This window comes from Catelliglobosispora koreensis DSM 44566 (genome assembly GCF_000379685.1).
Classification (GTDB): Bacteria; Actinomycetota; Actinomycetes; order Mycobacteriales; family Micromonosporaceae; genus Catelliglobosispora; species Catelliglobosispora koreensis.
Genome location: NZ_KB903272.1, coordinates 194,199 through 217,946, shown reverse-complemented (window position 1 = coordinate 217,946; position 23,748 = coordinate 194,199). Strand labels below are relative to the sequence as shown.

Here is a 23,748-nt window from a genome sequence, read left to right as displayed (position 1 = left end):
CTCCGGTCGCATTCGCCGCGAGGCACTACGCACCCTGCCACCCCGATTCGCTCGGGCGAGCCCTCGCTCATAAAAGCGAGATTAGCTCCAAATATGTCTATTCAGCCCACAAACAAGAAGTTCCCTCGATAACGTCGCTTCGTGGCACGAAATATTACGAAAGCCCTTCGCAGGGCTCCCCAGCTGCTCCGCCTCGGGCTGATCGCGGGCATCATCGTTGGCGCTGTCGGGCTCCCCGTGGCCATGGCCGCCGGCAAGACCGTCAAGAGCGGTTCGGAGCTGTTCCTCGGGCTCCAGAACGAGCTCAATCCGGTGCCGGCGGGACAGACGAGTTATGTCTACGCCAGCGATGGCGTCACTCCCATCACGATGTTCTATGAGGAGTACCGCAAGTACATCCCGCTCAACGAGATGTCCCCCTATGTCACGCAGGCGATCGTCGCGGCCGAAGACGCCCGCTACTACGACCACAAGGGCGTCGACTTCAAGGGCGTCGCCCGAGCCTTCGTGGCCAACCAGACCGCGGGCGAGGTGTCACAGGGTGCATCCACTTTGACCATGCAATATGTCCGCATGGCGCTGCGTGACGCGGCCGTGAAACCCGACGAGGTGCTCAGCGCCACCGAGCAGACGAGCATGCGCAAGATCCGGGAGATCCGGCTCGCCCTGGAGCTGGAAAAGACCGTGCCCAAGCAAGACATCCTGGAGCGGTATCTCAACATCGCCTACTACGGGCATCGCGCCTACGGCATCTTCGCCGCCGCACAGATCTTCTTCTCCAAACTGCCCTCTGACTTGACTCTCGTTGAGGCGGCAACGCTGGCCGGGCTCGTGAAGGCGCCCAGTGCCTACGACCCGGCGAGCCACGACTCCACCTCCGCACTCGACCGCCGCAACTGGGTCATCGAGCAGATGGTCAAGACAAACCAGGTGACAGCCGAAGAGGCGGCCGTGGCCAAGGAACAACCGTTGGCCCTCAACGTTTATGAGCCGCCGAACGACTGCATCTCGGTCTCGCCTGATCACAACAGCTGGGGCTTCTTCTGCGACTTCTTCAAGAACTGGTGGATGGAGCAGCCCGCGTTCGGGGCTAACCCACGGCAGCGGCTCGATAACCTGCGCCGCGGTGGGTACCGGATCACGACCTCGCTGGACGCCAATCTCCAGGAAACGTCGATGGACGCGGTGACCTCCCGGGTACGCATCGGCAGCTCCTACGCCCACGGCCTCGTGGCCGTGCAGCCGGGCACGGGACGCGTACACGCCATGGCGGTCAACCGGAACTACTCGCTGGACCAGTCGGGCAACGGGCCACACTCCGACTGGAGCAAACGCGATGAGATCCCGGGCAACTACCCGAACACGGTCAACCCGTTGCTCGGCGGAGGCGACTTGCCGGGCTATCAAGCCGGATCGACGTTCAAGTACTTCGTGATGATGGCGGCGCTTGACGCCGGGTTCTCACCGAACACCAGCATCAGTTCCCCGAACCGGCTCGTGTCCATCTATCCCGGATCCCCAGGCGAGCCAAGCACTTGCGGCACGCAGTGGTGTCCCGCCAACGCGAGCGGTGCCATGGCCGGCGTGCGCAACATGTGGACCGGGTTCGGCATGTCGGTCAACACCTACTTCGTACAACTGGAGCAACTCGTCGGCGCGGACAAAGCCGTGAAGATGGCGGAACGTCTCGGCTTGCGCTGGCGCTCCGAAACGGACCGTCACCTGTCCTCGACGCCGGAACTGGCCGCGGGCTGGGGTTCGTTCACGCTCGGCACCGCTGACACGACGCCGCTGGAGATGGCTAACGCCTACGCGGTGGCCGCCGCCGATGGTGTTTACTGCGAAGCACTTCCGGTGCTGGCTATCAACCACCCCGACGGCAGTCCCGTGACCGTCAAGGATCCGGAAGGCAACGTGCGCAACGTCGCCGACCCGCGCTGCCGCCAGGAAGTCGCCCCACACGTCGCCCGTGCCGCGACGGACGCGGGCCGCTGTGTCACCGGATATGGCGCGGCCGGCGCCAGCTGTGGCGGCTGGTCCACGGCTTCGAGCGTGGCGGGCATGGTCGGGCGGCCGGTGGCAGGCAAGACCGGTACGACAGACAGCGACCGCACCGCCTGGTTCGTTGGCTACACGCCGCAGCTGTCCGTCGCCTCGTTCATGGCCGACCCGGACTACATCTTCAATCACGTCGGGTTCGGCAACTCCCAGAACCCGATCGCGGCGGCCGCACAGGTGCTGCGAGCGGGAACTTCACCGAACACACCGGGGTTCAGTTACCCGTAAGCGTTCACAAGAAAGCGGGCCTCGTCACTTGGTGACGAGGCCCGCTTCGTAGGCCAGGATCGCCGCCTGGGTGCGGTTCGCGCAGTGCAGCTTCTCCATCACACGCGAGACGTGGCTCTTGACGGTCGTCTCACTCAGGCGCAGCCGCTGGCCAATCTCCGCATTGGACATTCCTTCGCCAAGACAGGCCAGCACTTCCATCTCGCGGCCGGTGAGGACGTCGAGTTTGTCGCGCGCTTCTTGCCTGCCATGGCCGGGCGCCTGATCGGTGAAGTGCGCGATGACCGACCGCGTGATCGCGGGATCGAGCACCGCCTGCCCCAGGTGAGCTTTGCGCACCGCCGCGACGAGGTCTTCGGGTGGCGTGTCCTTGAGCAGAAAGCCCACGGCACCAGCGCTCAGCGCCCGGTAGATATACGTGTCCTCACCAAAAGTCGTCAGGACAATGACTTTCGGCCCATCTTCGTGCGCCGTCAGCTCCTCGGTGGCTTTCAGGCCATCCTTGCCAGGCATTCGAATATCCATGAGTACTACGTGAGGCCGCGTCCGCTCAATGAGCTCCAGTGCCTCATCGCCGTCGCCGGCCTCCCCCACGACTTCGATGTCCCCGGCGCTTTCCATCATCATGCGCAGCCCTGAGCGCATCAGGTGCTCGTCATCGACAATCACGACCCGGATCATTTGCTGACCCCTCTCATCTCGGCTGTCCCGTAAGGCAACGTCGCGCGAACGGCCCAGCCGCCGCCAGCCATCGGGCCGGCCTCGATGCGGCCCGACACGAGCGCTGTGCGCTCACGCAAACTCTTGAGCCCGTGACCCGACTGGGGAAACACGGCCGTGTCCCGCGCTGGTGCCTCGTTGATGACTGTCACGTCCAAAGTGGACGTTCCCCACACGAGCTGCACCATGATCGCGGCACCTGGCGCGTGCTTACGGGCGTTGGTCAGCGACTCCTGCACGACGCGATAGGCGGTGCGTTCTACGGTCGCGGCGAGCTTCCTCGGCGTACCGGCCTGGTGGAAGGTGACGTCATCGCCGGCCTTGCGTGAGTCGCCGAGCAGGGCTTCAAGGTTGGCCAAGTTGGCCGTCGGCGCCAGGGGCGCTGACTCGTCAGAACGAAGCACGCCAACGACTTCCCGTAGCTCTTCGAGCGCCATCCGCCCGAGTGAGCGGACCGTCTCAGCGGTCTCGCGCGTGCGCTCGTCGGCCGCGGCGAGCTTGAGCGCGCCACTGTGCACGACCATGAGACTCACCCGGTGCGCGACCACGTCATGGATCTCGTTAGCGAGCCGGTTGCGTTCGTCGGCACGAATGCGTTCCGCTTCCAGGCGCCGCGCCCGTTCCTCGTCCGCTGACCGTTCCGCGTAGGTCTGCAGCAACGTTCTTCGTGCCCTCGAGTAGAGGCCCGTGAGCACCGGCGCGACCGTGAACAGAATGATTTCCGGGATGAGGTAGGTCAGCACGTTAGGGGCGAGGTCGATCTGCGACGGCCACGGCAGCAACAGCACCACCACGCTGACGGCGGCGCCCACCCAGCAGGCCCAGCGCGGGAAGTCACTGTCCGCCATGGTGTACAAGATGATGGCCAGGCCGAGCGGATAAGGCCATGTGGCCAGATCGTTGAAAAGCGTTGCGGCGGTTACCACGAAGAAGGCGACGATGGTCCACACGCGACGCATCGCCACCCCGCAGCCCTCGGCGATATCGCGCAGCAAATCCGCCGTGGTCTCGTTGTTGGACAACGTGGTCGCCGACATGAGATAGATCGTCAGGACCAGGCCGATGGCCAGATCCGTGACGATCTCCTGTCTACGCAGCCAGTGAGGCGAAAACCACGACATTGCTCAAGTAGTTCCGGTTCTTTTTATCCAGCTCGCCACCGCACGTGATCAGCCTGAGCTGAGCTGTGTCCGCCTCGCCGTAAACACGGTCATGCGGAAACTGGGTCTTCGGGAACAGCTTCACTTCGTTCACCTTGAATACCGCGAGCAGACCGTCCTTACGCAGCACGGAAATCACGTCACCGGGCACGAGCTTGCCGAGGTTGAAGAACACGGCCGGTCCTGTGGACTCAGAGTCCACGTGCCCGACGATCACCGAGCTGCCAGCCTCCCCCGGGGTCGGGCCGAGCCGGTACCACCCGGCGAGCATTGGCTGTTTGATGACGTCAGGCACCTCCAGCTCAGCTGTTGGCGTGGTGCCTACCGACATGACGTCGGCCCTGACTTGGATCGCCGGGATCTCAACCTTCACCGGTTCGGAGGCCGGAAACGTACGCATGCTTGGGTCATAAGCGACCTCAGGCATCGCCTTGGGCGCAGGCGGTTTGGCGGGTCCAAGCGTGAGTGCCGCGGTCAGCAAACCCGCCCCGGCGGCCGCCACGATCGCGAGCATTCCACTCAGGACGACCCGTCCCCCGCTGCTCCGCTTACTCACCCCGCCCTCACCCCCGTGCCGCGTCGCCCCTTGACCCCCATCACGACATCCCTGTGCCACCGCGGTTCGCCGCTACCGCGCTTTCCGTTCCCGCACAACCGCTTGCGGGACGGCAGTGGATCCGTTCCCGCGTCACATGGTCCTGCGCGTGCCCGCGTAGCCTGTGGCCAGAGCACCACGGTGACAGCGGCGAGTCATCGGCGGGCTGTTAGACGGTGACGCGACGCCGCAGCAACACGAAACCACCGGCAGCCGCGGCAAGGAGAGTCACGCCGGTGCCGAGGAGCATTCCGTTCTGAGAGCTGCCGCCATCGCCACTGGGCGGCCCGCCACCCGGCGACACCGTAAAGCTCGTCGATCCGGCCGCTCCGCCAGCACACAGGCCGTTGACGGTCCACTTGCCAATCGAGGCCGTCCCGCCGGGCACGGTGAACGTCGCCTTGTTCGTGCCGCCCTGCGCGTGCAGCTTCACGTCAAAGGTCTGCATCTTCGACGGGCCAATCACCTCAGCGGAAGCCTGTGTGTTCTGGTTACAGGCGACGGTGATCGTCACCATCCCGCCCGGCTGCGTGACGCCGGGGCTCACGCTGGTGTTGGCGAGGGCCGCGCCGGGCAGCATGATCGCGCCCAGGGCGGCTCCGCATGCCGCAGTGGCAAGTGCCTTCGTAAGCATTACGTCCCCTTCGTTGTCTTACCGACAACTTAAGGCGAAGAGGACTAACGTTTCCCCGAAATGCCGGAAAAGCCCTATAGCCCGACTGCGGCCGGACCGTCCTTGAGCAGCTTATTTAGGGCCTCTTCGTCCAGTGTGGGCACGCCTAGAGACTCGGCTTTCGTGAGTTTGGAGCCCGCGTTCTCCCCGACCACGACGAAGGACGTCTTCTTCGACACCGAGCCTGCGATCTTGGCACCGAGATCGACGAGCATGTCCTGAATCTCGTCACGGGTGCCCAGGGTCAGCGTGCCCGTCACCACCGCCGTCATCCCGGCCAGGGGCTGCGGACCGGCCGGCTTGGCGGGCTTGGCGTCATCGACCATGCGCACGCCTGCCTCGGCCCACTTGCGCACGACCTCGCGGTGCCACGGCACGGTGAACCATTCCTTCAGCGACACCGCGATGATGTTGCCGACGCCTTCGGCCGCTGCCATCTGCTCGACCGTCGCGTTTTCGATGGCTTCCATCGAGCCGAACTGGTCGGCCAGCGCGATCGCGGCGGTCGGCCCGACGTGCCGAATCGACAGCGAAACGATGACCCGCCACAACGGCTGCTGCTTGGAGGCCTCCAGGTTCTCCAGGAACTTGCGGCCGTTGCTGGAGATGGCGCCGTTTTTGTTGGTATAGAACGAGGTCTTGCCCAGCTTCTCCTCATCGAGGGAGAAGAGGTCACCCTCGTCAGTGATGATCCCGGACTCCAGCAACCCTTGCGCGCCTTTGTAACCGAGCCCTTCGATGTCAAAACCGTCACGGCCCGCTAGGTAGAAGATGCGCTCGACGAGCTGAGCCGGGCACTGCTGCGTGTTGGGGCAACGCAGGTCGACATCGGCTTCCTTGGCAGGAGCCAGTTTCGTGTTGCAGCTCGGGCAGTGCGTCGGCATCACGAACTCGGTCTCGCTGCCGTCGCGCAGATCCACCACGGGCCCAAGGATTTCCGGGATCACGTCGCCCGCTCGGCGGATGACGACCGTGTCTCCAATCAGGACACCCTTGCGCTTGACCTCTTGCTGGTTGTGCAGGGTCGCGCTGGTGACCGTCACACCCGAAACCTGAACGGCCTCAAGCTGTGCGAAGGGGGTCACTCGGCCGGTCCGCCCGACGTTGACCGAGACGCCGAGCAGCTTCGTGTTGGCTTCCTCTGGCGGGTACTTATAGGCGATGGCCCAGCGCGGCGCCCGCGATGTCGAGCCCAGCTTGCGCTGCAGCGCGACCTCGTCCACTTTGATCACGACGCCATCGATGTCGTGCTCCAGGTCGTGGCGATGCTCGGCGTAGTAAGCGATCTGCTTACGAACCTCGTCGATCGTCTTGACGACCTTCCACCGGTCGCTCGTCGGCAGGCCCCATTCCTTAAGCAGCTCATAGGCTTCGGACTGCCGGTCAGGATCAAACCCGGTGCGCGCACCGATGCCGTGCACGATCAGCCGCAGCGGCCGCTTGGCTGTCACGGTGGCGTCTTTCATGCGCAGCGAACCGGAAGCGGCGTTGCGCGGATTGGCGAAGGGACGCTCGCCCGCCGCGACGAGAGAGGCGTTGAGGTCAAGGAAACCCTCGGTGGGGAAGAAGATTTCGCCCCGGATCTCAACGAGGTCTGGAATCGGTTTGCCGGTCAGGCGATGCGGAATGCGTTTGATGCCCATGACATTGGCGGTCACATCTTCACCGGTCTGGCCATCGCCGCGAGTAGCGGCCCGCACGAGCCGGCCCTTCTCGTAGGTCAGGTTGATGGCGAGCCCATCAATCTTCAGCTCGCACAGGTAGTGCACGGGAGCGCCCGCGTCGCGCTCGACCCGCTTGGCCCACGCCATCAGCTCGTCTTCGTTGAAGACGTTGTCGAGGCTGAGCATCTTCTCCGCGTGGCGGACAGCGGCGAAGGATGAGCCGCGGCCAGCACCCACCCGCTGCGTCGGGGAGTCGGCCGACACCAGCTCAGGGTGGTCTTCTTCGATCTTTTGCAGCTCGTGGAGCAGCGCGTCATATTCCGCGTCAGACAGCGTTGGCGCATCTTCAACGTAGTATCGCTGCTGCGCCTCATCGATCTGGGCGACAAGCTCGGCGTAGCGCTTTTGAACCTTCTCCATGCTGCTCACAGGAGTCAGCCTAAATCAGACCTCTGACAGTCTGCGCGCTGCTTCACGGCAAGCCGCGAGCACTGACCGGGCGAAAGCTGGCGTCGCTCCCGCCAAGCCACAAGCCGGAGTGAGCACGACTTGCTCAGCAAGCTGTGACTGTGGGAAGCCCAAATCGTTCCAGAGCTTGAGGACGCGGTCTGCTAGCTCAGGTGACTTGGGTGCCTGAGTGCCCGTCGTGGGCGCGACTCCGGCATAGAGCGTCAAGCCCGCGTCTATCCACTCCCCAATGGGGTCAAGGTGCTTCACGAGCGACAGGTCCAGCGAAACTCCGGCCGCCTTGGCTTCACGGAACAACGCGATCGGGGCATCGGCGGCACAGCAGTGGAACACGACCGGCACCCCAACGGTGTCCACAATGGACACCAGCGTTTCCCTTGCTACAGCTGTGGAAACGGCACGGTAGGTGTGCAGGCCACTTTCCGTCGGCACCCGTCCCGTGAGCACAACCGGCAGCGAGGGCTCGTCAAGCTGCAAGACCACAGAGGCGCCTGGCACCCGGCGGCGAACCTCAGCGACATGCGCCTTAAGACCTTCGGCGAGCGAGGCGGCGGTATCGCGTACTCCCCCGTGATCTTTGAGAATGGCCCCACCGATCGGAAGTTGCAGGCTGGCCGCGAGTGTCCACGGCCCGGCGGACTGGATTTTCAGTGGCCCGGTGTAGCCCTCAGCGCGCTCGGTCAACGCGTCGAGGTCGCGGGCCAGAAAGTCACGCGTGCGGCGCATGTCCGCGCCGGGGCGCGGGGCGATCTGCCAGCGCCCGGCGTAGATCTCGACCGGCATGTCCACGAGAAAGCCCGCGGACCGGCCGATCAGGTCGGCACCCGGACCGCGGGCGGGAAGCTCTGGCAGATAAGGAAAGTCGAGCTCGCCAAAAGTCTCGTTGACCGCCTCGGCGATCGAAGTCCCGGGCAGTGAACCAATCCCGGTCGTTTTCACCGCGCGCTCGTGATCGTCGCGCTGCCCAAGACGATGTCGCCTTGGTAGACGACAATCGCCTGGCCCGGGGCGATTCCCCGCTCGGGCTGGCGCAACTGTGCCGTGAGCACACCATCAGCGACCTCAACGACCGCTGGGACTGCCTTGCCATGTGCTCGCATCTGAACCAGGCCTTCAAGGGGACCCGCCGGGAAAGTCCCGATGGGACGCGCGCCCTCCACTGTGGACACTTCCAGCGCTTCGGCCGGCCCCACGGTGACGGTGTTGTTCACTGGCGTAATCGACAGCACGTAGCGAGGCCGCCCATCGGCTGCGGGCCGGGTCAGCGCCAGGCCCTTTCTTTGCCCAATGGTGTACGCGAAAGCGCCCTCGTGCTGCCCGAGGACTTGCCCGGTCGACCCGTCGACGATGTCCCCCGGCACGGAACCGATCCGCTCGCGGAGGAACTTCTGCGTGTCGCCGTCGGCGATGAAGCAAATGTCATGGGAGTCGGGCTTTTGCGCCACGCTCAGGCCACGCTCGGCAGCCTCGGCGCGCACCTGCTCCTTGGTCGAGTCGCCCAGCGGGAACATCGACTTGTCGATCTGTTCCTGCGTGAGCACCGCGAGCACATAGGACTGGTCCTTGCCCAGGTCCACGCTGCGGGCGAGCTTGCCGTCGATGATCTGCGCGTAGTGCCCCGTGACAACCGCGTCGAACCCGAGCGCGATGGCCCGGTCGAGCACGGCGGCGAACTTGATCTTTTCGTTGCAGCGCAGACAAGGGTTAGGGGTGCGGCCCGCCGCGTATTCAGCGACGAAGTCGTCGATCACGTCTTCGTGGAACCGGTCGGCCATATCCCAGATGTAGAACGGAATCCCGAGCACATCGGCGGCGCGCCGGGCGTCATGGGAATCCTCGATCGTGCAGCAGCCCCGGGCTCCGGTGCGATGCGTCTGGGCGTTCTTCGACAGCGCAAGATGGACCCCGGTCACGTCATAGCCCGCTTCTACCGCCCGGGCCGCCGCTACCGCTGAGTCCACTCCACCAGACATCGCCGCCAAAACACGCACCCGAGAAGTCTACCCGCGCTCGCCGCGGAGCCCTTCACGGTTTCCTCGGCCCGGGGTTTTAGCGCTGACCGGCTCGTTTGGCCCGCTCGACCGCGGCCGGGAGGGCGGCGATGAGCGCGTCGATGTCTTGCGACGTGCTCGTGTGGCCCAGCGTGAAGCGCAGCGAACTGCGGGCCAGCAACGGGTCGGTCCCCATGGCGAGCAGCACATGTGAGGGCTGCGCCACACCGGCCGAGCACGCCGACCCGGTCGACACGGCGATCTTGGCCGCGTCGAGCAGGAGCAGCAGGGCGTCCCCTTCACAGCCCGGGAAACTGAAGTGAGCGTTGTTGGGCAGCCGGTTGTCGGGAGATCCGTTCAGCACGGCGTCGGGGATCGTCTCAAACACCCGCTTGACCAGCTCATCCCGCAAGATCGTGAGCCGGGCGGCCTCAGCCTGCTGCGTTTGCACGACAACCTCGACAGCGGTGGCGAACGAAGCGATGCCCGCGACGTCGAGCGTGCCCGAGCGCACGTCGCGTTCCTGGCCGCCGCCGTGCAACAGCGGCGTCACCTTGACGTCCCGTCCTAACAGGAGCGCCCCAACCCCCTGCGGCCCACCGAGTTTGTGCCCGGTGACACTCATCGCCGACACCCCGCTGGCGCCAAAGCTCACCGGCACATGCCCGATCGCCTGGATGGCATCGGTGTGCATGGGCACGCCGCTGGCTTTCGCTAGGGCGGCCAGTTCCGTGATGGGCTGCAGGGTGCCGACCTCGTTGTTGGCCCACATGACCGTCATCAGGGCGACGTCGTCACCGAAATCGATGTCGGTGTCCACCCGCCCCGTAGCGTCAACCGGCAGCCAAGTGACCTCGGCGTCTTCGTGTTTCTCCAGCCAGTGCACGGCGTCGAGCACGGCATGGTGCTCGGCGGCGCTGGCCAGAATCCGGGATTTGCCCACGTCACGACGAGCCCAGAACAGACCTTTGACGGCAAGATTGTCGCTCTCGGTCCCACCACTGGTGAAGATCACTTCGGATGGGCGGGCACCTAGCGCCGCGGCGATGCGCTCGCGGGACTCCTCCACGCGTTTGCGGGCGAGCCTGCCTGGACCATGCAATGAAGAGGCGTTGCCCACTTCCCGTGCGGCCGCTATATAGGCGTCCAGCGCCTGGGGCAGCATCGGCGTGGTCGCAGCGTGATCAAGGTATGCCATCTCGCCGCTAAGCCTAATACTTGAAGCCGCTAGGCAAATGCCTAGCGGCTTCCGTCACATACCTATTTACGTTTGCGGATTTCCTCGGCGGCTTGAGGCACGACCTGGAATAGGTCGCCCACGACGCCAAAGTCGGCCAGTTCGAAGATCGGCGCCTCGGTGTCCTTGTTTACCGCGACGATGGTCTTCGACGTCTGCATGCCGGCCCGGTGCTGGATGGCACCGGAGATCCCGAGCGCGATGTAGAGCTGCGGCGAAACCGTCTTACCGGTCTGGCCCACCTGGAACGCGTGCGGGTAGAAGCCGGAGTCCGTCGCGGCGCGCGAAGCGCCAACGGCGGCGCCGAGCAGATCGGCCAGCTCCTCGACGAGCTTGAAATTCTCCGCGGACCCGACGCCACGTCCACCGGACACGACGATCGAGGCCTCGGTCAGCTCGGGACGGGCGCCCTTGGCTTCGGCCACGCGGTTCACCACGGTGGCGAGCTTGTCCTTGTCACCCACAGCGACGTCCACAGTGGACACCGCGGCGGCACCGGCCTGCGGAGCCGGGGTCAGCGAGTTCGGCCGGACCGTCACGATCGGCACGCTGCCCTTGACCGCCGACTTGACGATCGTGGAGCCAGCGAAGATGACCTGTGTCGCCGTGCCGTCAGCGTCGAGCGAAACGACATCCGTGAGCACACCGTTGTCGAGCTTGACCGCGAGGCGTCCCGCGATCTCCTTGCCCTCCTGGGTCGAGCCGATGAGCACAGCCGCCGGCTGCACGTCCTTGACCAGGCTTGCCAGGACAGTCGCCTTTGGAGCGACGAGGTAGTTGGCGATGTCGTCGCCAGCGGCGACATAAACCTTCTCCGCGCCGAACTCGCCCAGCTTCGCCACCAGCGGCTCCGCGTCACCAAAGACAACCGCGGCGGGGGTACCCAGTGAGCGTGCCATGGTCAGCATCTCCAGGGTGACCTTCTTGACCGCTCCACCAGCGGCTTCAACAACAACCAAGACTTCAGCCATTGGAAAGTCCGCCTCTCACACAAACTTCTCGGACGACAGGTAATCCACGAGCGCGACGCCACCCTCACCGGAGTCGGTGACCTTCTGGCCAGCGCTGCGAGGCGGCCGCTTGGTGTGCTCCTTGACCGTGGTCTGAGCACCGGCCCAGCCGACCTCACCGGCGTCGACGCCAAGGTCGGCGATGGACAACGTCTCCACCGGCTTCTTCTTGGCGGCCATGATGCCCTTGAACGACGGGTAACGCGGCTCGTTGATGGTGTCCCAGACGCTCACGATCGCGGGCGTCGCGGCGGTCACGACCTCGTAGCCTTCTTCGGTCTGCCGCTCGATGGTCAGCTGGCTGCCGTCGACGGTCAGTTTGCGGGCGCCGGTCAGCGCGGCGACGCCGAGACGCTCCGCCAGCATGTGCGGCAGCACCTGGCCGCGGGCGTCAGTCGACTCCGCACCACAGATGATGACGTCGGCGTTAAGGCGTTCGAGCGCCTTGGCCAGGACCTTTGACGTGCCGAGAGCGTCCGTTCCGGACAGTGCGTCGTCGACGACGTGCACAGCACCATCGGGACCCATGGACAGCGCCTTGCGAATGGACTCGGTGGCCCGTTGCGGCCCCATGGTCAGGACGGTCACCTCGCCGCCGTGAGCTTCCTGCAAGCGCAGGGCTTCCTCAATGGCGTACTCATCCATCTCGTTGATCACGTTGTTGGCCGAGGCGCGGTCTACGGTGTTGTCCTCAGCGCGCAGGTTGCGCTCGGCGCCTGAGTCTGGCACCTGCTTGACAAGTACGACGATCTTCATCGCGGAGCAGGACCCTCCTATTGAACGTGCGTTTAATAGTGCACACGATATCCAGCGCCGACGTTACCAGTGAGTAAGGTCGGCGAAGTTTCTGCTGAGACATTCGTCATTCCTGGAAGCGCGTAGAGTCAGCATAGGTAGGAGGTGTCCTGATATGTCCACTCAAACCGCGCCCCTACCCCTCGAAACGCACCATGCTCGCCCGGCACCGCACGAGCACTTATGCACGTGCGGCCGCCTCCGTGAAGACTGTGTCCGCGACACGGTCCGCTCGATCTGGACCGGCGATCAGGGGCGCCAGACGTAAGGCGTCGTCGTGGTGATCGCGACGAATCCGAGGCGCTGCAGGATCGGGCGGCTGTCCTCGGTGCAGTCGACGTGCAGATACTTGTAGCCGCGCTCGATGGCCTTAGCCGCGCGAACGGCGACAAGTGCCTTGTAGATCCCACGGCCGCGATACTCGGCGAGCGTCGTGCCACCGTTGAGCCCGGCGAACTGCGACCCTGGCAGATACCTGATCCATGCCGCGCTCACGACCTTGCCGTCAGCTTCGGCGACGAAGACGTCGAGACTGTCCGGAGTGGACTCTTCGGCGAGCATCGTTTCCAGCCACGACAAGTCCTGCCCCCAAGCCGCCGTGTTGAGGTCGGCGATTTTGCGGTAGTCGTCGCGGTCGGCGGTCTGCCGGATCGTCACGTCGGCGGGAAGCGCGGGGGCCTCGGTGGCATAGGGAGCGGCGAGTCCAACCACGACGGTCTCCGGGTCCTCAGCGGCAAAGCCATGCGCGAGAAGACGGTCCGTCAGGTCAGCGGGCAGATCGTGGCCACGGGTCTTCCACTCGAACTTCTCGCCGCGCTCGCGGAAGAACGCGACCTGCCTAGCGATAAGCGCGTCTAGGTCATCGCCTTGGAGACCGGCGAGATCGCGGTAGGTGATGAACCCGCCGCTGGCCATTCCCGACGTCCGCTTGAGCGGGCCGTCCCAGTGCACCGTCGCGCCAACCGGGCCAAAGGCCTCGAAGACCCGCGCCTGTGCGTCGTACTCGGCAAGAAGCTCTTTTGGATCAAGTGAGTTAGTCATCGGGGCCATACTAGGAACGTGCTCAACAGGTTTCGCAACTGGTTTGATCCCCACGAGACGCGTTCCGTGGGCACCACCCCGGACTACCGGTTCTCTCTCGCCAACGAGCGCACCTTCCTGGCGTGGATCCGCACCGGCCTCGCCCTGATCGCCGGAGGCCTTGCGGTGGCACAGTTTCTCGAGCCGTTGCCGGTGCCACACCTGCGTGAGGTGCTCTCGATCGTGCCCATCATCCTCGGCGCCGGATGTGCCCTGCGGGCGATCGACCATTGGATTCGTTGCGAGGTCGCCATGCGCAAAGGCGAACCGCTCCCGCCCTCTCGCTTTCCCGGCTTTCTGGCGCTGGTCGTCACGATGAGCGCGCTGCTCGGTCTCGTCTATGTGATCTTCGATGCCGCCACCCGCTGAGCCTCAACGATCCAATGAGCCGCCCGCGCGCGAGGCACCCGCTCCCGATAGCGGCAAGGCGCTGGAACGGACTCGCCTAGCCTGGCGGCGGACTACGCTCGCCGTCACGGCGACCGCGATCCTGCTCGCCCGGCTCGGCCTGCTGGAACGCGCCTGGTTCGTGATGGCGATGGGCGCGCTGCTTTGGGCTCTGCTATTGGCCTTCATCCAGCGGCGGATTCGTGTGCTCACCGATCCCCCGCGGCTGCGATTTCGCCTTCTTGCCCTGACCACGGCCGGGTGTCTCGGTTTCGCGGTGCTCGGGGTCGTTGCCGTCCTGCGGTAGGGCTTACCCTTCTACGGCATGGGACGCTTCTGGCTGTTCTTCTTCATCGCCGACATCATCGTGACGGCGGCTGCCCTCATCAGTTGTCTGTCCACTGAAGAGGAAGACATTAGGGCGCTGCCCCGCATCGTCTGGGTGATCATCATCCTGCTGTTCTCGCCCATCGGCGCCATCGTGTGGTTCGCCGCAGGCAAGGCACGCGTGAGCCCAAAGGCGGGCACGTGGCGAGCCGGCGGCGGGTTCCCCGAGGCGGCCCGGCCAGGCCGGACGGTCGCGCCCGACGACAATCCTGACTTCCTGCGCAACCTTGACCGACAGCGCGCCGAACTCGAAGCGGCGGAGCAGACTGAGCAAGAACGCGAGATGCTCCGCAAGTGGGAAGAGGATCTGAAGCGCCGTGAGGACGAGATCAGGAAACGGGACAATCCGGACGGCTAGCCGCTCTGGCCAAAACCTGAAACTTATTCTAAGCTCCGCCGCCATGAGGAGAATCACACGCGTGCTCGGCGTGCTCGCGATTGTGGCGTTTGGAGTCTTCGGCGCCGCGCCTGTCGCGTCAGCGCACGACGAGCGCCAGACCCGTGAGCTGGCGGGCACAGGAAGCGTGCCGGTCTATCGCACGTCCGGGCCGACGCTGCTGGTCTGCAAGACCGATAAGGCCGACTTCGACAAGCGGATCGCCGCCTACCCCGCGGCCCTGAAAGCCGAAAACGAGAAGCTCTGGCAGGAATGCCAGACCAACGGCTACCGCCACCTGCAGGCCGCCGTTGACGCGGCGAAGGTTCCCGACAGCATCATCAAGATTCTCCCTGGCATCTACTACGAAGAGCCGTCGCTTGCCCCGCTAAGCGCCGCGTGCCAGCGCGTATATGACAACGCACCCAAAGGCAAGGTGTACGAAGAGTTCGCGATCCTGACCTTCGATCAGCAAGTCGCCTGCCCGAACATCCAGAACCTCGTGTCCATCCTGGGCAAGAAGAATCTGCAGATCGAGGGAACAGGCAACCATCGCGAAGACGTGATCATTGACGGTCAGTTCAAGAAGCTCAACGGGATCCGGGCGGACAACGCTGACGGCATCTACATGAAGAACTTCACCGCGCAGCGCACGGAATTCAACGCGGTCTACGTCATCGAGACCGATGGTTTCGTCATTGACGACATGCTCGGCCGCTGGAACGACGAATACGGATTCCTCACCTTCGCCGTCGACCACGGTCTCTACACCGACTGCGAAGGTTACGGCAACGGTGACTCCGCGTTCTACCCGGGCGCGGCCTCAAACATCAACAAGGACAGGGGACACGACGTCCCGCGCTATGCCGTCGAGATCCGCAACTGCTGGGGGCACCACAACACCCTCGGCTACTCCGGAACGGCTGGTGACTCGGTTTGGGTGCACGACAGCATCTTCGAAAACAACACCACCGGCATCGCGACGGACAGCGCGTTCCCCGATCACCCGGGCATGCCGCAGAACCACTCCAAGTTTGAAAACAACATCATCCGCGACAACAACGTGTCGTACTACAAGTACATCAAGGACGGCACGTGCAAGAAACCGTTCGCGGAACGTGGTTATGACCAACTGCCACCAGAAAAGGGCGTGGTCTGCCCAGCGGTCGGCGTCCCACTGGGCGGCGGTGTCATCAACCCGGGCGGCAACTACAACATCTGGCGCGACAACTTCATTTACGGCAACAACTACGCCGGTTTCGTGACCAGTTATGTGCCGGGCTTCGTGCGTAACGACGACGACTTCAAATACTGGTTCGACACGTCGCACCACAACCGTTACCTGAACAACAAGATGGGCGTCACCGAGAAGGGCGAGTCCAAACCCAACGGCCTCAACTTCTGGTGGGACGGCCAGGGGCGCGGCTCTTGCTGGACGCCGATGGACAACACCCTGATCCGCACGATGCCTGCCTGTGGTTCCGATGACCTGCCAGCGCTGGGCACGCACCGCTACTTCGGCGAGCCAGCGCACACGATGAAGATGCTGGAGTGCGCGTCCTACAGCGCGGGCGGCCAGATCATCCCGGGCGGCTGTGACTGGTACGGCGAATTCGGCGCCTCTGGCTTCAGCCGGGTTGAGGTGCGCGACGCCACCATCGGCGCTGTCCTCATTGGACTGATCGCCGCGGGCTTGTTCTTCCGCCGTCTGCGCAACGCTCCACGCGGCTTGCCCGCACTGGCCGTGACACTGGCCGGGCTCGTTATCGGCGTCGTGGGCACGTGGCAGATGGGCAGCATCTGGCACCCGATCGGGCTTGCCGTCTATGGCGTGGGAATGGTCCTGTTTGGACTGGCGCTACGCAAGTCCGGCACGCGCAAACTCGGCATGCTCACCCTGCTGATCGCCGCGTTCGCCCTCCTCGGAGCGATCGACCACGGTCTCATCATGATCCCGTGGATCGCGGTGTCGCCCGCGCTCGTGCGCATCATCCTGGAACTGATCTGGATTCCGTGGGCCCTGGGCGCCGTCATCATCGCCCGGCGGCGATCCGCCTCGGCCCCTGCGCCGGAGGCTGCTCCAGCTACCTAAAGACCCCTACACCCATCCCCGCGTGCGGGCAGGCAGAGGCACACACCCTCTGCCTGCCCGCACGCCTTTGCCAGCGGGCAGAATGGGGCGGGTGAAGATCTCGCTGCTGGGGCCGGCCGAGGTGCGTGCCGATGACGGCACGCTCGTCGACCTCGGTGGCGCACGGGTGCGGACCTTGCTGATCCGCCTGGCGCTGGAGCCGGGCCGGACGGTCAGCCTGGATGCGCTCGTGGACGCCGTCTGGGTCGACGATCCACCTGGCAACGCGGCGAATGCCTTGCAGCAGCTCATTTCCCGGCTACGACGGCGCGGTCTGCCCATCACCGGCGAGCCCGGTGGCTACCGGCTTGACGTCAGCGAACAAGACGTTGACATCTTTGGGCCTGACGCCGGCGATCCGTGGCGCGGGCCAGCCTTAGCCGAGGTCGCGGACCGCCCGTTCGCCGCGCCACACCTCACCCGGCTCAACGAACTGCGCACGGCAGCCGAGGAGGATGCCGCGAGCGGTGTGCCCGAACTAGAAGCGCTCGTGACCAAGCATCCGTTGCGCGAGCGCCCGGTGGAGCTGCTGATGCGGGCACTCTGGGCGCAGGGCCGCCCGGCCGAGGCACTGGCCGCCTACGAGCGGTTCCGCCGCTCGGTGGCCGACGCGCTGGGGGCAGACCCGAGCGCTGGCCTGAGTCGCCTGCACTTGGAAATCCTGCAAGGCCAAGAGCCGCAAAGCCTTCCGCTCAGCTTGACGAGTTTCATTGGCCGCCAAATAGACCTGCGACGCGTCCGGCAGCTGCTCGGCAAGTCGCGGCTGGTGACGCTGACCGGTCCGGGTGGAGCGGGCAAGACCCGCCTGGCCATCGAGTCGGCACGCGGCCTGCCCGACGTCAAACTCGTGGAACTCGCCGCGCTCACCGAACCGGAGCAGATCGCCCCTGCCGTGCTGGCGAGCCTGGGAACACCTGCTGCTAAAGCAAATCGGGCAACCCGAGGGTACTGATGAGCGCGTCATCAACGCCCTCAGGCACCAGGACCTAACGCGTGGGAGGCCGTCAGTGGGCTGGCCGAGAAGTCGCTCGTACGCGTCGATGGCGACCGCTATCACGTGCTGGAGACGATCCGTGAATACGGCTTGGAGAAGACGGGACAAACCGCTTATGCCCCAAGGCATGCGGCTTACTTCACCGAACTCGCCGAGCGGGCTGAGACTTTCTTGCGCGGCGGCGAGCAACTGCCGTGGCTGCGGGTCCTTCGGGCCGATCACGACAACTTCGACACGGCGCTAAGGGACCGCATCACGGCCGGTGATGTCACCATGGGTACCCGCCTGGTCGCGGCGCTCGGCTGGTACTGGTGGCTCGCAGGCTATCGCGCCGAGGGCAGCCGCCTCGCCGCGGAGGTGCTGGAGATGCCGATGGCCGTGCCTGACGACATCCGGGCACGTGCCTATTCCCTTTCCGCTATCAACACGCTCGACGGGCGCGGCGACATCCCGCTGGCGATCGAGTGGTTTACCAAGGCCGCCGAAATCGTTGCGGACACGGGTGCCCGGCATCCGATGCTGAAACTGGCACCGCCGATGGCGTTGCTGGCGAGCTGGGCCGTCGACGGCATCGGCCTGGCGCCCGATCCCGTCTATGCCAAGCTTTTCAACGACGACGATCCATGGGTCGTGGCGACCGCCCGCACCTTCCACGCGCACGCGATGGTGAACCTCGGTCAAGCCGCGCACAAGGTGGTGCACGAGTTCGAGCAAGCGCTTGAGGGGTATCGCGACCTGGGTGACCGGTGGGGCATGGCGCTCGCTCTGGAAGCTCTTTCCGCGGCCTCGGCTCAGCGGGGCGATTTCGCGGGAGCGGCAGCGCATGCCAGGGAAGCCATCAGCCTTCTCGCTGTTCTGGGGACTAGCGAAGACCTTCTCCAGCTGAGAATGCGCCTGACGCAAGCCCTTTGGATGACCGGCCACGAGGCCGAGGCCATCGCCACGCTGACCGAAGCGCAGCATCTGGCCGAGCAACTCGGCATCACGTTCATGCAGGCAATGGTCGAAGCCGTGTGGGCCGAAGTCGAGCGTGCCCGCGGCAACTACGCCGCAGCGTGGAGGCGGCTGACCGTCGCCAGCGATCTGGTCGCGGATGTCTCGGTGGCTCCTCAATTCCGCGCGTTCGCCGCGCACACGAAGGGCCTGCTTGCTGGAGCCGAAGGGCAGCTGGAAACGGCCAGGCAAGCGCACACTGAAGCCGTCGAGTACGCGCTGTCTTCAGGGGACTATCCCGTCGTGGCACTGTCGCTGGTCGGCTGCGCTGATCTCGTGTTGCGCGAAGGGAATCCGGATCTCGCCGCTCGCCTGCTCGGCGCTTCGGAAAAGTTCGCCGGGACGGTGGATCACTCCATTATGGACCTCCCCCGGATCACCGCCGCCGTCCAGGAAGCCCTGTCGCCGGAACGTTTCGCGGCGGCCTACCAGCTCGGGCGGGCCGCCACGATCGACAACGTTCCGGCGCTCGTTAGCGGCGCTTGATCTTCGCCAGCGCGAGCGGCGCGAAGATGAGCGCGATCGCTAGAGCACCGAGCAGTCCCCACAACGTGTTCGTGAGCACCGGCCCTCCCGTGAGCATGCCGCGCAACGCGTCGCTCATGTGCGTCACCGGGTTTACCTTCACGAACGCCTGCAGCCAGCCTGGCAACGTGTCGGTGCGCACGAAGGCGTTGCTCAGGAAGCTCAGCGGGAAGATGACCGTGAAGCCATACATCATCACCTTTTCCGGCTCGTCAGCGATGCTGCCAACGAAGACGGCGAACCACGACACCAGGAATGTGAACAGCAGCATCAGCCCGAAGGCACCGAGAACACCGACGACTCCTTCGGTGGCGCGGAAGCCGATGGCGTACCCGGTGGCCATCAAAATGAACATCGACCAGCCCTGCTTGACGCTGTCGGACAGGATGCGCCCGGCAAGCGGAGCCCAGCGGGCGATCGGCAGCGCCTGGAGCCGGTCGAAGAAGCCCTTGGACAGGTCGACGCTAAGGCCCATGCCGGAGTTCATCGTCGCCATCAGTCCGGATTGGACAATGATGCCGGGCAGCATGAACTGCAGATAGGCCACCGGATCGCCAGAAATGGCGCCGCCAAACAAATAAGTGAACAGCAGCACGAACATGATGGGCTGGAAGCTCAGATCGCCAAGCTCCATCGGGTTGTGCCGGATCTGCACCAGCCCACGCCACGCCAGTGAAAACGTCTGCCGCAGCCCGGCGCCCGGGCTCTGCCGCGGCACGGTAAGGGTTGTCATGCCTTGGCCTCCTCTTCCGCACGGTGCCCGGTCAGGGCAAGGAACACTTCGTCCAGAGTGGACGTGCGCAGGGCTAGCTCAGCGATGGCGACCCCGGCGTCATCGAGGCGCCGCACCACGGCGGGCAGCACCGCCGGGTCGGTGACCCGTGCCGTGACCGTGCCGTTGGACAGCTCTGGCCCTGCCGCGACTTCGCTAATCACGGCCAGCACCTTGTCCACATCGGACTCCTGAACCGGCCGCACCGCGAGCGCCTGGGAACCCGTCTGCCGCTTCAGCTCATCGGGCGTGCCGTGCGCGATCACCTTGCCGTGATCGATCACGGAGATGCGGTCGGCCAGCTGATCGGCTTCGTCAAGATATTGCGTGGTGAGCAGCACCGAAGTGCCGTCGGAGACCAGCTCCCGCACGATCTCCCACACCTCGTTTCGCGCGCGGGGGTCGAGTCCCGTGGTCGGCTCGTCAAGGAACAGCACCTTGGGCCGGCCAATCAGCGAAGCGGCGAGGTCTAGCCGCCGCCGCATGCCACCGGAGTAGGTCTTGGCCGCCCGGTCAGCAGCGTCCTCGAGGTGGAAACTCGCGAGCAGCTCTGCCGCACGAGCCCGGGAATCGGCGCGGGACATGCCCAGCAGCCGCCCGATGAGACGCAGGTTCTCCGAGCCGGTCAGCGCCTCGTCAACCGAGGCGTATTGCCCCGTCAGGCCAACGAGCGCCCGGACCTTGTGCGCGTCTTTGATGACGTCGAGCCCACCCACACGCGCTGATCCGCCATCTGGGCGCAGCAACGTAGCCAAGATCCGCACCGCGGTGGTCTTGCCGGCCCCGTTCGGGCCAAGCACCCCGAGCACAGTTCCGGATTCGAGGGTGAGGTCGACGCCGTCGAGCGCTTTGGTCTGGCCAAAGTGCTTGACCAGTCTTTCGGCAACGATCGCGTGTGACATAGGAGCTAGGTTGCCCTAGCCCCCTGACACTTCACTTACAGGCCGATGTCAGGCAGCATTTCCCGTCAGCCGCGACGCAAAGCAAGCCGCTGCCGACTCAGCTGGTGCACAGACCTGTGACCAGCGATTAAGCCAGATTCGCCGAGCGTGGATAGGCGTCAGTGGGGTCGGTCAAGACATTGACGAGATAGGGCACGCCCGACTCGAAAGCCCTGGTGAAGGCCGCTGACAGCTGGCTCGCGTCGCTGACAGTCTCGCCCGCGCCACCCATCGCCTTGACGACTTCGTCGTAGCGCAGACCGGGCTGCAGGTCGGCGGCCACGTCGTAGCCATACATCGCCTGCATCGGGTGCTTTTCCAGGCCCCAGATGCCGTTGTTGCCGACGACGATCACGACCGGCAGGTTCTGGCGCACGAGCGACTCGACGTCCATCAGCGAGAACCCGGCGGCGCCGTCGCCCATGAGGACACAGATCTGGCGGTCCGGGTAGGTGACGCGCGATCCCATGGCGTATCCCATGCCCGTGCCCAGGCAACCATAGGGTCCCGGGTCGAGCCACGTGCCGGGCTGCTGCGGCTCAAGGTAGCGCCCCGCGTAGGAAACGAAGTCGCCACCATCGCCGATCGTGACCGCGTCCGAAGCGAGCACCTTGCGCAGCTCACCGTAGACATTCGCGGGCTTGATCACGTCAGCGGACACCGCCATCTCGGCAGCGTGCTTCTCAGCCGCTTTGACTTCGGCCGCACGAAGCGTGGCGACCCATTCGGTGCGGTCGACGCGGCCGCCGTTGTAACCGGCCAGTCCACTGAGGATCGCCCGCAGCTCGCCTGCCGGGCTGACCGCCACCGAGGCATGTGTCGCTCGCTGCGACGGATCGTCAACGATGTGCACGACCTGTGCCGCGCCGAAGTCGCCGAACCCGAGCCGGAAGTCCAGCGCGGTGCCGATCACCACGACCAGGTCGGCTTGGCTCAGCGCGAGTCCACGGGTCTTGGCGAACGCGAGCGGGTGTCCCCCACCCATGACGCCGCGGCCCATGCCGTTGGCGAAAACAGGAACCGTGAGCGCTTCGGCCATGGCGCGCAACGCTTCTTCGGCCCGGCCACCGTACACATCGGACCCGGCGATGATGACGGGCTTCTGCGCGGCGGCGATCAGTTGCGCGGCCTTCTCCACATCAGCTGGGTCAGGTTCGGCTGAAAGCACCGACGGCGCCACAGCCTCAGCCTCGCCCGAACCAAAGATGATCTCCAACGGAAAGTCCACAAAGGACGGTCCGCGGTGCCCGGACAGCGAGGCCGAGAGCGCCTTAGCCAGCTGAGCGGGAATCTCATCGGTGCCGAACACGGTCGAGGCGTGCTTGGTGATGGAACTGACGATCGGGAGGTGATCCATCTCCTGCAGCGAGCCAGAACCCCAGCGGAACTGCGGGGCGCGCCCGCCAAGCACGAGCACCGGAGCGGCGTTGAAGAACGCGCTCGTGAGGCCCGAGATGCCGTTGGTGACGCCGGGACCGGCGGTCAGGACCGCGACCCCGGGCCGTCGCTGCAGTTTGGCCACGGCTTCGGCCGCGAACACGGCGGTCTGTTCATGCCGCACGTCGTAAAGGGGGAAACCCTCTTGATGTGCCGCGTCGTAGAGCGGGAACACATGCCCGCCCGAGAGCGTGAACATCTCCTGGACGCCAGCTGCCTTCAGGGCAGCAAGAGCTAACTGTCCACCGTGGCCAGAGATCATGCGGGAAGCCTACCGATCGGTTCTAGAAATGTGAAGAGGACTCATTTTCCGCTGAAGTTGGGCTTCCGCTTCTCCACAAACGCGGACATACCCTCTGCTTTATCCGTCGTCGCGAACAGGGCGGCGAACAGCTGAGACTCCCAGGCCAGACCACCGGCGAGGTCGCGGTCGAGACCACCGTCGATGGCCACCTTGGCCGCCCGGATCGCCTGGGCCGGCCCGTTCACATAGGGCTGTACCAGCGCCATGGCCTCGTCAAACACCTTCTCCGCCGGGACCACCCGATCGGCGAGCCCGATGGTGAGCGCCTCGGCCGCGTCGACCATGCGGCCCGAGAAGATGAGGTCCTTAGCCTTGGCCGGGCCGACCAGCCGCGCGAGCCGCTGCGTTCCGCCAGCTCCCGGGATGATGCCCAGCTTGATCTCCGGCTGCCCGAGCTTGGCGTCTTCGGCGACCACGCGCCAGTCGCAAGCCAAGGCCAGCTCACACCCACCACCCAGGGCGTACCCGGTAATCGCGGCCACGACGGGCTTGGGAATGCGGGCGATGGCGTCGAAGGCGCTCGACAGAGCACCGGCGCGCGCCGCCATCTGCACATAGGACATCTCGGCCATTTCCTTGATGTCGGCTCCAGCCGCGAAGACTTTGGGCCCACCGTAAACGATCACCGCGTAAACCGAATCGTCGTCGGTCGCCGCGTGCGCCGCGGCACGCAGCTCCTCCTGAACTTGGGCATTGAGGGCGTTCATCGGTGGCCGTTCTAGCTGGATGACACCGATTCCGTCCTTGATCTGCAGGTTCACAAACTCGCCCACTGCCCGTCCTCCTCATTGAGACTTATTAACAGCGACTCTACGGTTGGCG

22 protein-coding genes are annotated in these 23,748 nt (G+C 65.1%); 7 read left to right on the top strand and 15 right to left on the bottom strand.

Translation table 11 applies throughout. The annotated features are described in order from the left end of the window. Positions 1-141 precede the first annotated feature (141 nt). On the top strand, positions 142-2,286 hold the full coding sequence (locus tag A3E1_RS0123660; protein ID WP_020523267.1) for a transglycosylase domain-containing protein: 2,145 nt from the start codon (positions 142-144) through the stop codon (positions 2,284-2,286). A 24-nt stretch (positions 2,287-2,310) separates the two neighbouring features. Here the strand turns inward: A3E1_RS0123660 and A3E1_RS0123655 are convergent, their stop codons facing one another. From A3E1_RS0123655 to A3E1_RS0123605, 11 genes are all read right to left on the bottom strand, one after another. After that, a complete protein-coding gene (locus A3E1_RS0123655) occupies positions 2,311-2,967 on the bottom strand; it encodes a response regulator transcription factor (protein WP_020523266.1) in 657 nt (218 codons plus the stop codon). Further along, positions 2,964-4,127: a sensor histidine kinase gene (locus tag A3E1_RS41735; protein WP_020523265.1), complete on the bottom strand. Its 1,164-nt coding sequence runs from the start codon at positions 4,125-4,127 to the stop codon at positions 2,964-2,966. Before A3E1_RS41735 ends, A3E1_RS0123655 begins: the two co-directional genes overlap by 4 nt. Then, entirely contained in the window at positions 4,096-4,722 is a 627-nt protein-coding gene (locus A3E1_RS0123645; protein WP_026208759.1) for a class F sortase, read from the bottom strand. Before A3E1_RS0123645 ends, A3E1_RS41735 begins: the two co-directional genes overlap by 32 nt. Before the next feature lie 208 nt (positions 4,723-4,930). Further along, the gene (locus tag A3E1_RS0123640) at positions 4,931-5,395 is read right to left on the bottom strand and encodes a hypothetical protein (RefSeq protein ID WP_020523263.1); all 465 of its coding nucleotides are present in this window, start codon (positions 5,393-5,395) and stop codon (positions 4,931-4,933) included. Between the two features lie 74 nt (positions 5,396-5,469). Continuing rightward, entirely contained in the window at positions 5,470-7,518 is a 2,049-nt protein-coding gene (gene ligA / locus A3E1_RS41730; protein WP_083929629.1) for an NAD-dependent DNA ligase LigA, read from the bottom strand. 24 nt (positions 7,519-7,542) lie between these two features. After that, the gene (locus tag A3E1_RS0123630) at positions 7,543-8,505 is read right to left on the bottom strand and encodes a uroporphyrinogen decarboxylase/cobalamine-independent methonine synthase family protein (protein ID WP_020523261.1); all 963 of its coding nucleotides are present in this window, start codon (positions 8,503-8,505) and stop codon (positions 7,543-7,545) included. After that, positions 8,502-9,557, bottom strand: a complete 1,056-nt coding sequence (mnmA, locus tag A3E1_RS0123625) for a tRNA 2-thiouridine(34) synthase MnmA (RefSeq protein ID WP_026208758.1) — start codon at positions 9,555-9,557, stop codon at positions 8,502-8,504. The genes A3E1_RS0123630 and mnmA overlap by 4 nt, the downstream gene beginning before the upstream one ends. A 58-nt stretch (positions 9,558-9,615) precedes the next feature. Beyond that, positions 9,616-10,755, bottom strand: coding sequence for a cysteine desulfurase family protein (locus A3E1_RS0123620; protein WP_020523259.1), 1,140 nt, complete (start codon positions 10,753-10,755; stop codon positions 9,616-9,618). Positions 10,756-10,817: 62 nt separating this feature from the next. Next, on the bottom strand, positions 10,818-11,765 hold the full coding sequence (locus tag A3E1_RS0123615) for an electron transfer flavoprotein subunit alpha/FixB family protein (RefSeq protein WP_020523258.1): 948 nt from the start codon (positions 11,763-11,765) through the stop codon (positions 10,818-10,820). 15 nt (positions 11,766-11,780) lie between these two features. Continuing rightward, entirely contained in the window at positions 11,781-12,560 is a 780-nt protein-coding gene (locus A3E1_RS0123610) for an electron transfer flavoprotein subunit beta/FixA family protein (protein WP_020523257.1), read from the bottom strand. A 288-nt stretch (positions 12,561-12,848) separates the two neighbouring features. After that, positions 12,849-13,640, bottom strand: a complete 792-nt coding sequence (locus tag A3E1_RS0123605) for a GNAT family N-acetyltransferase (protein ID WP_020523256.1) — start codon at positions 13,638-13,640, stop codon at positions 12,849-12,851. Positions 13,641-13,658: 18 nt separating this feature from the next. On the opposite strand from A3E1_RS0123605, the gene A3E1_RS0123600 reads away from it, so the two are divergent. The 6 genes from A3E1_RS0123600 to A3E1_RS0123575 all read left to right on the top strand — a co-directional run bounded on the left by A3E1_RS0123600 (position 13,659) and on the right by A3E1_RS0123575 (position 19,433). Next, a complete protein-coding gene (locus A3E1_RS0123600) occupies positions 13,659-14,048 on the top strand; it encodes a YidH family protein (protein ID WP_020523255.1) in 390 nt (129 codons plus the stop codon). Continuing rightward, positions 14,032-14,373 (top strand): DUF202 domain-containing protein, encoded by a 342-nt coding sequence (locus A3E1_RS41725; protein ID WP_020523254.1) that lies wholly within the window; start codon positions 14,032-14,034, stop codon positions 14,371-14,373. Before A3E1_RS0123600 ends, A3E1_RS41725 begins: the two co-directional genes overlap by 17 nt. Positions 14,374-14,391: 18 nt before the next feature. Beyond that, positions 14,392-14,811, top strand: coding sequence for a PLD nuclease N-terminal domain-containing protein (locus A3E1_RS0123590; RefSeq protein ID WP_020523253.1), 420 nt, complete (start codon positions 14,392-14,394; stop codon positions 14,809-14,811). Between the two features lie 43 nt (positions 14,812-14,854). Next, complete coding sequence (locus A3E1_RS41720; RefSeq protein WP_040391590.1) at positions 14,855-16,921, top strand: hypothetical protein; 2,067 nt, start codon at positions 14,855-14,857, stop codon at positions 16,919-16,921. 91 nt (positions 16,922-17,012) lie between these two features. Continuing rightward, positions 17,013-17,912, top strand: coding sequence for an AfsR/SARP family transcriptional regulator (locus A3E1_RS0123580; protein WP_020523251.1), 900 nt, complete (start codon positions 17,013-17,015; stop codon positions 17,910-17,912). A gap of 105 nt (positions 17,913-18,017) precedes the next feature. Then, a complete protein-coding gene (locus A3E1_RS0123575) occupies positions 18,018-19,433 on the top strand; it encodes a hypothetical protein (RefSeq protein WP_020523250.1) in 1,416 nt (471 codons plus the stop codon). On the opposite strand, the gene A3E1_RS0123570 is transcribed toward A3E1_RS0123575, so the two are convergent. The 4 genes from A3E1_RS0123570 to A3E1_RS0123555 all read right to left on the bottom strand — a co-directional run bounded on the left by A3E1_RS0123570 (position 19,420) and on the right by A3E1_RS0123555 (position 23,699). Continuing rightward, positions 19,420-20,205: an ABC transporter permease gene (locus tag A3E1_RS0123570; protein WP_020523249.1), complete on the bottom strand. Its 786-nt coding sequence runs from the start codon at positions 20,203-20,205 to the stop codon at positions 19,420-19,422. The genes A3E1_RS0123575 and A3E1_RS0123570 overlap by 14 nt on opposite strands. Continuing rightward, positions 20,202-21,146: a daunorubicin resistance protein DrrA family ABC transporter ATP-binding protein gene (locus A3E1_RS0123565; RefSeq protein ID WP_020523248.1), complete on the bottom strand. Its 945-nt coding sequence runs from the start codon at positions 21,144-21,146 to the stop codon at positions 20,202-20,204. The genes A3E1_RS0123570 and A3E1_RS0123565 overlap by 4 nt, the downstream gene beginning before the upstream one ends. A 127-nt stretch (positions 21,147-21,273) precedes the next feature. Next, on the bottom strand, positions 21,274-22,884 hold the full coding sequence (locus A3E1_RS0123560; protein ID WP_020523247.1) for an acetolactate synthase: 1,611 nt from the start codon (positions 22,882-22,884) through the stop codon (positions 21,274-21,276). A 41-nt stretch (positions 22,885-22,925) separates the two neighbouring features. Beyond that, positions 22,926-23,699: an enoyl-CoA hydratase/isomerase family protein gene (locus tag A3E1_RS0123555; protein WP_020523246.1), complete on the bottom strand. Its 774-nt coding sequence runs from the start codon at positions 23,697-23,699 to the stop codon at positions 22,926-22,928. Positions 23,700-23,748 lie beyond the last annotated feature (49 nt).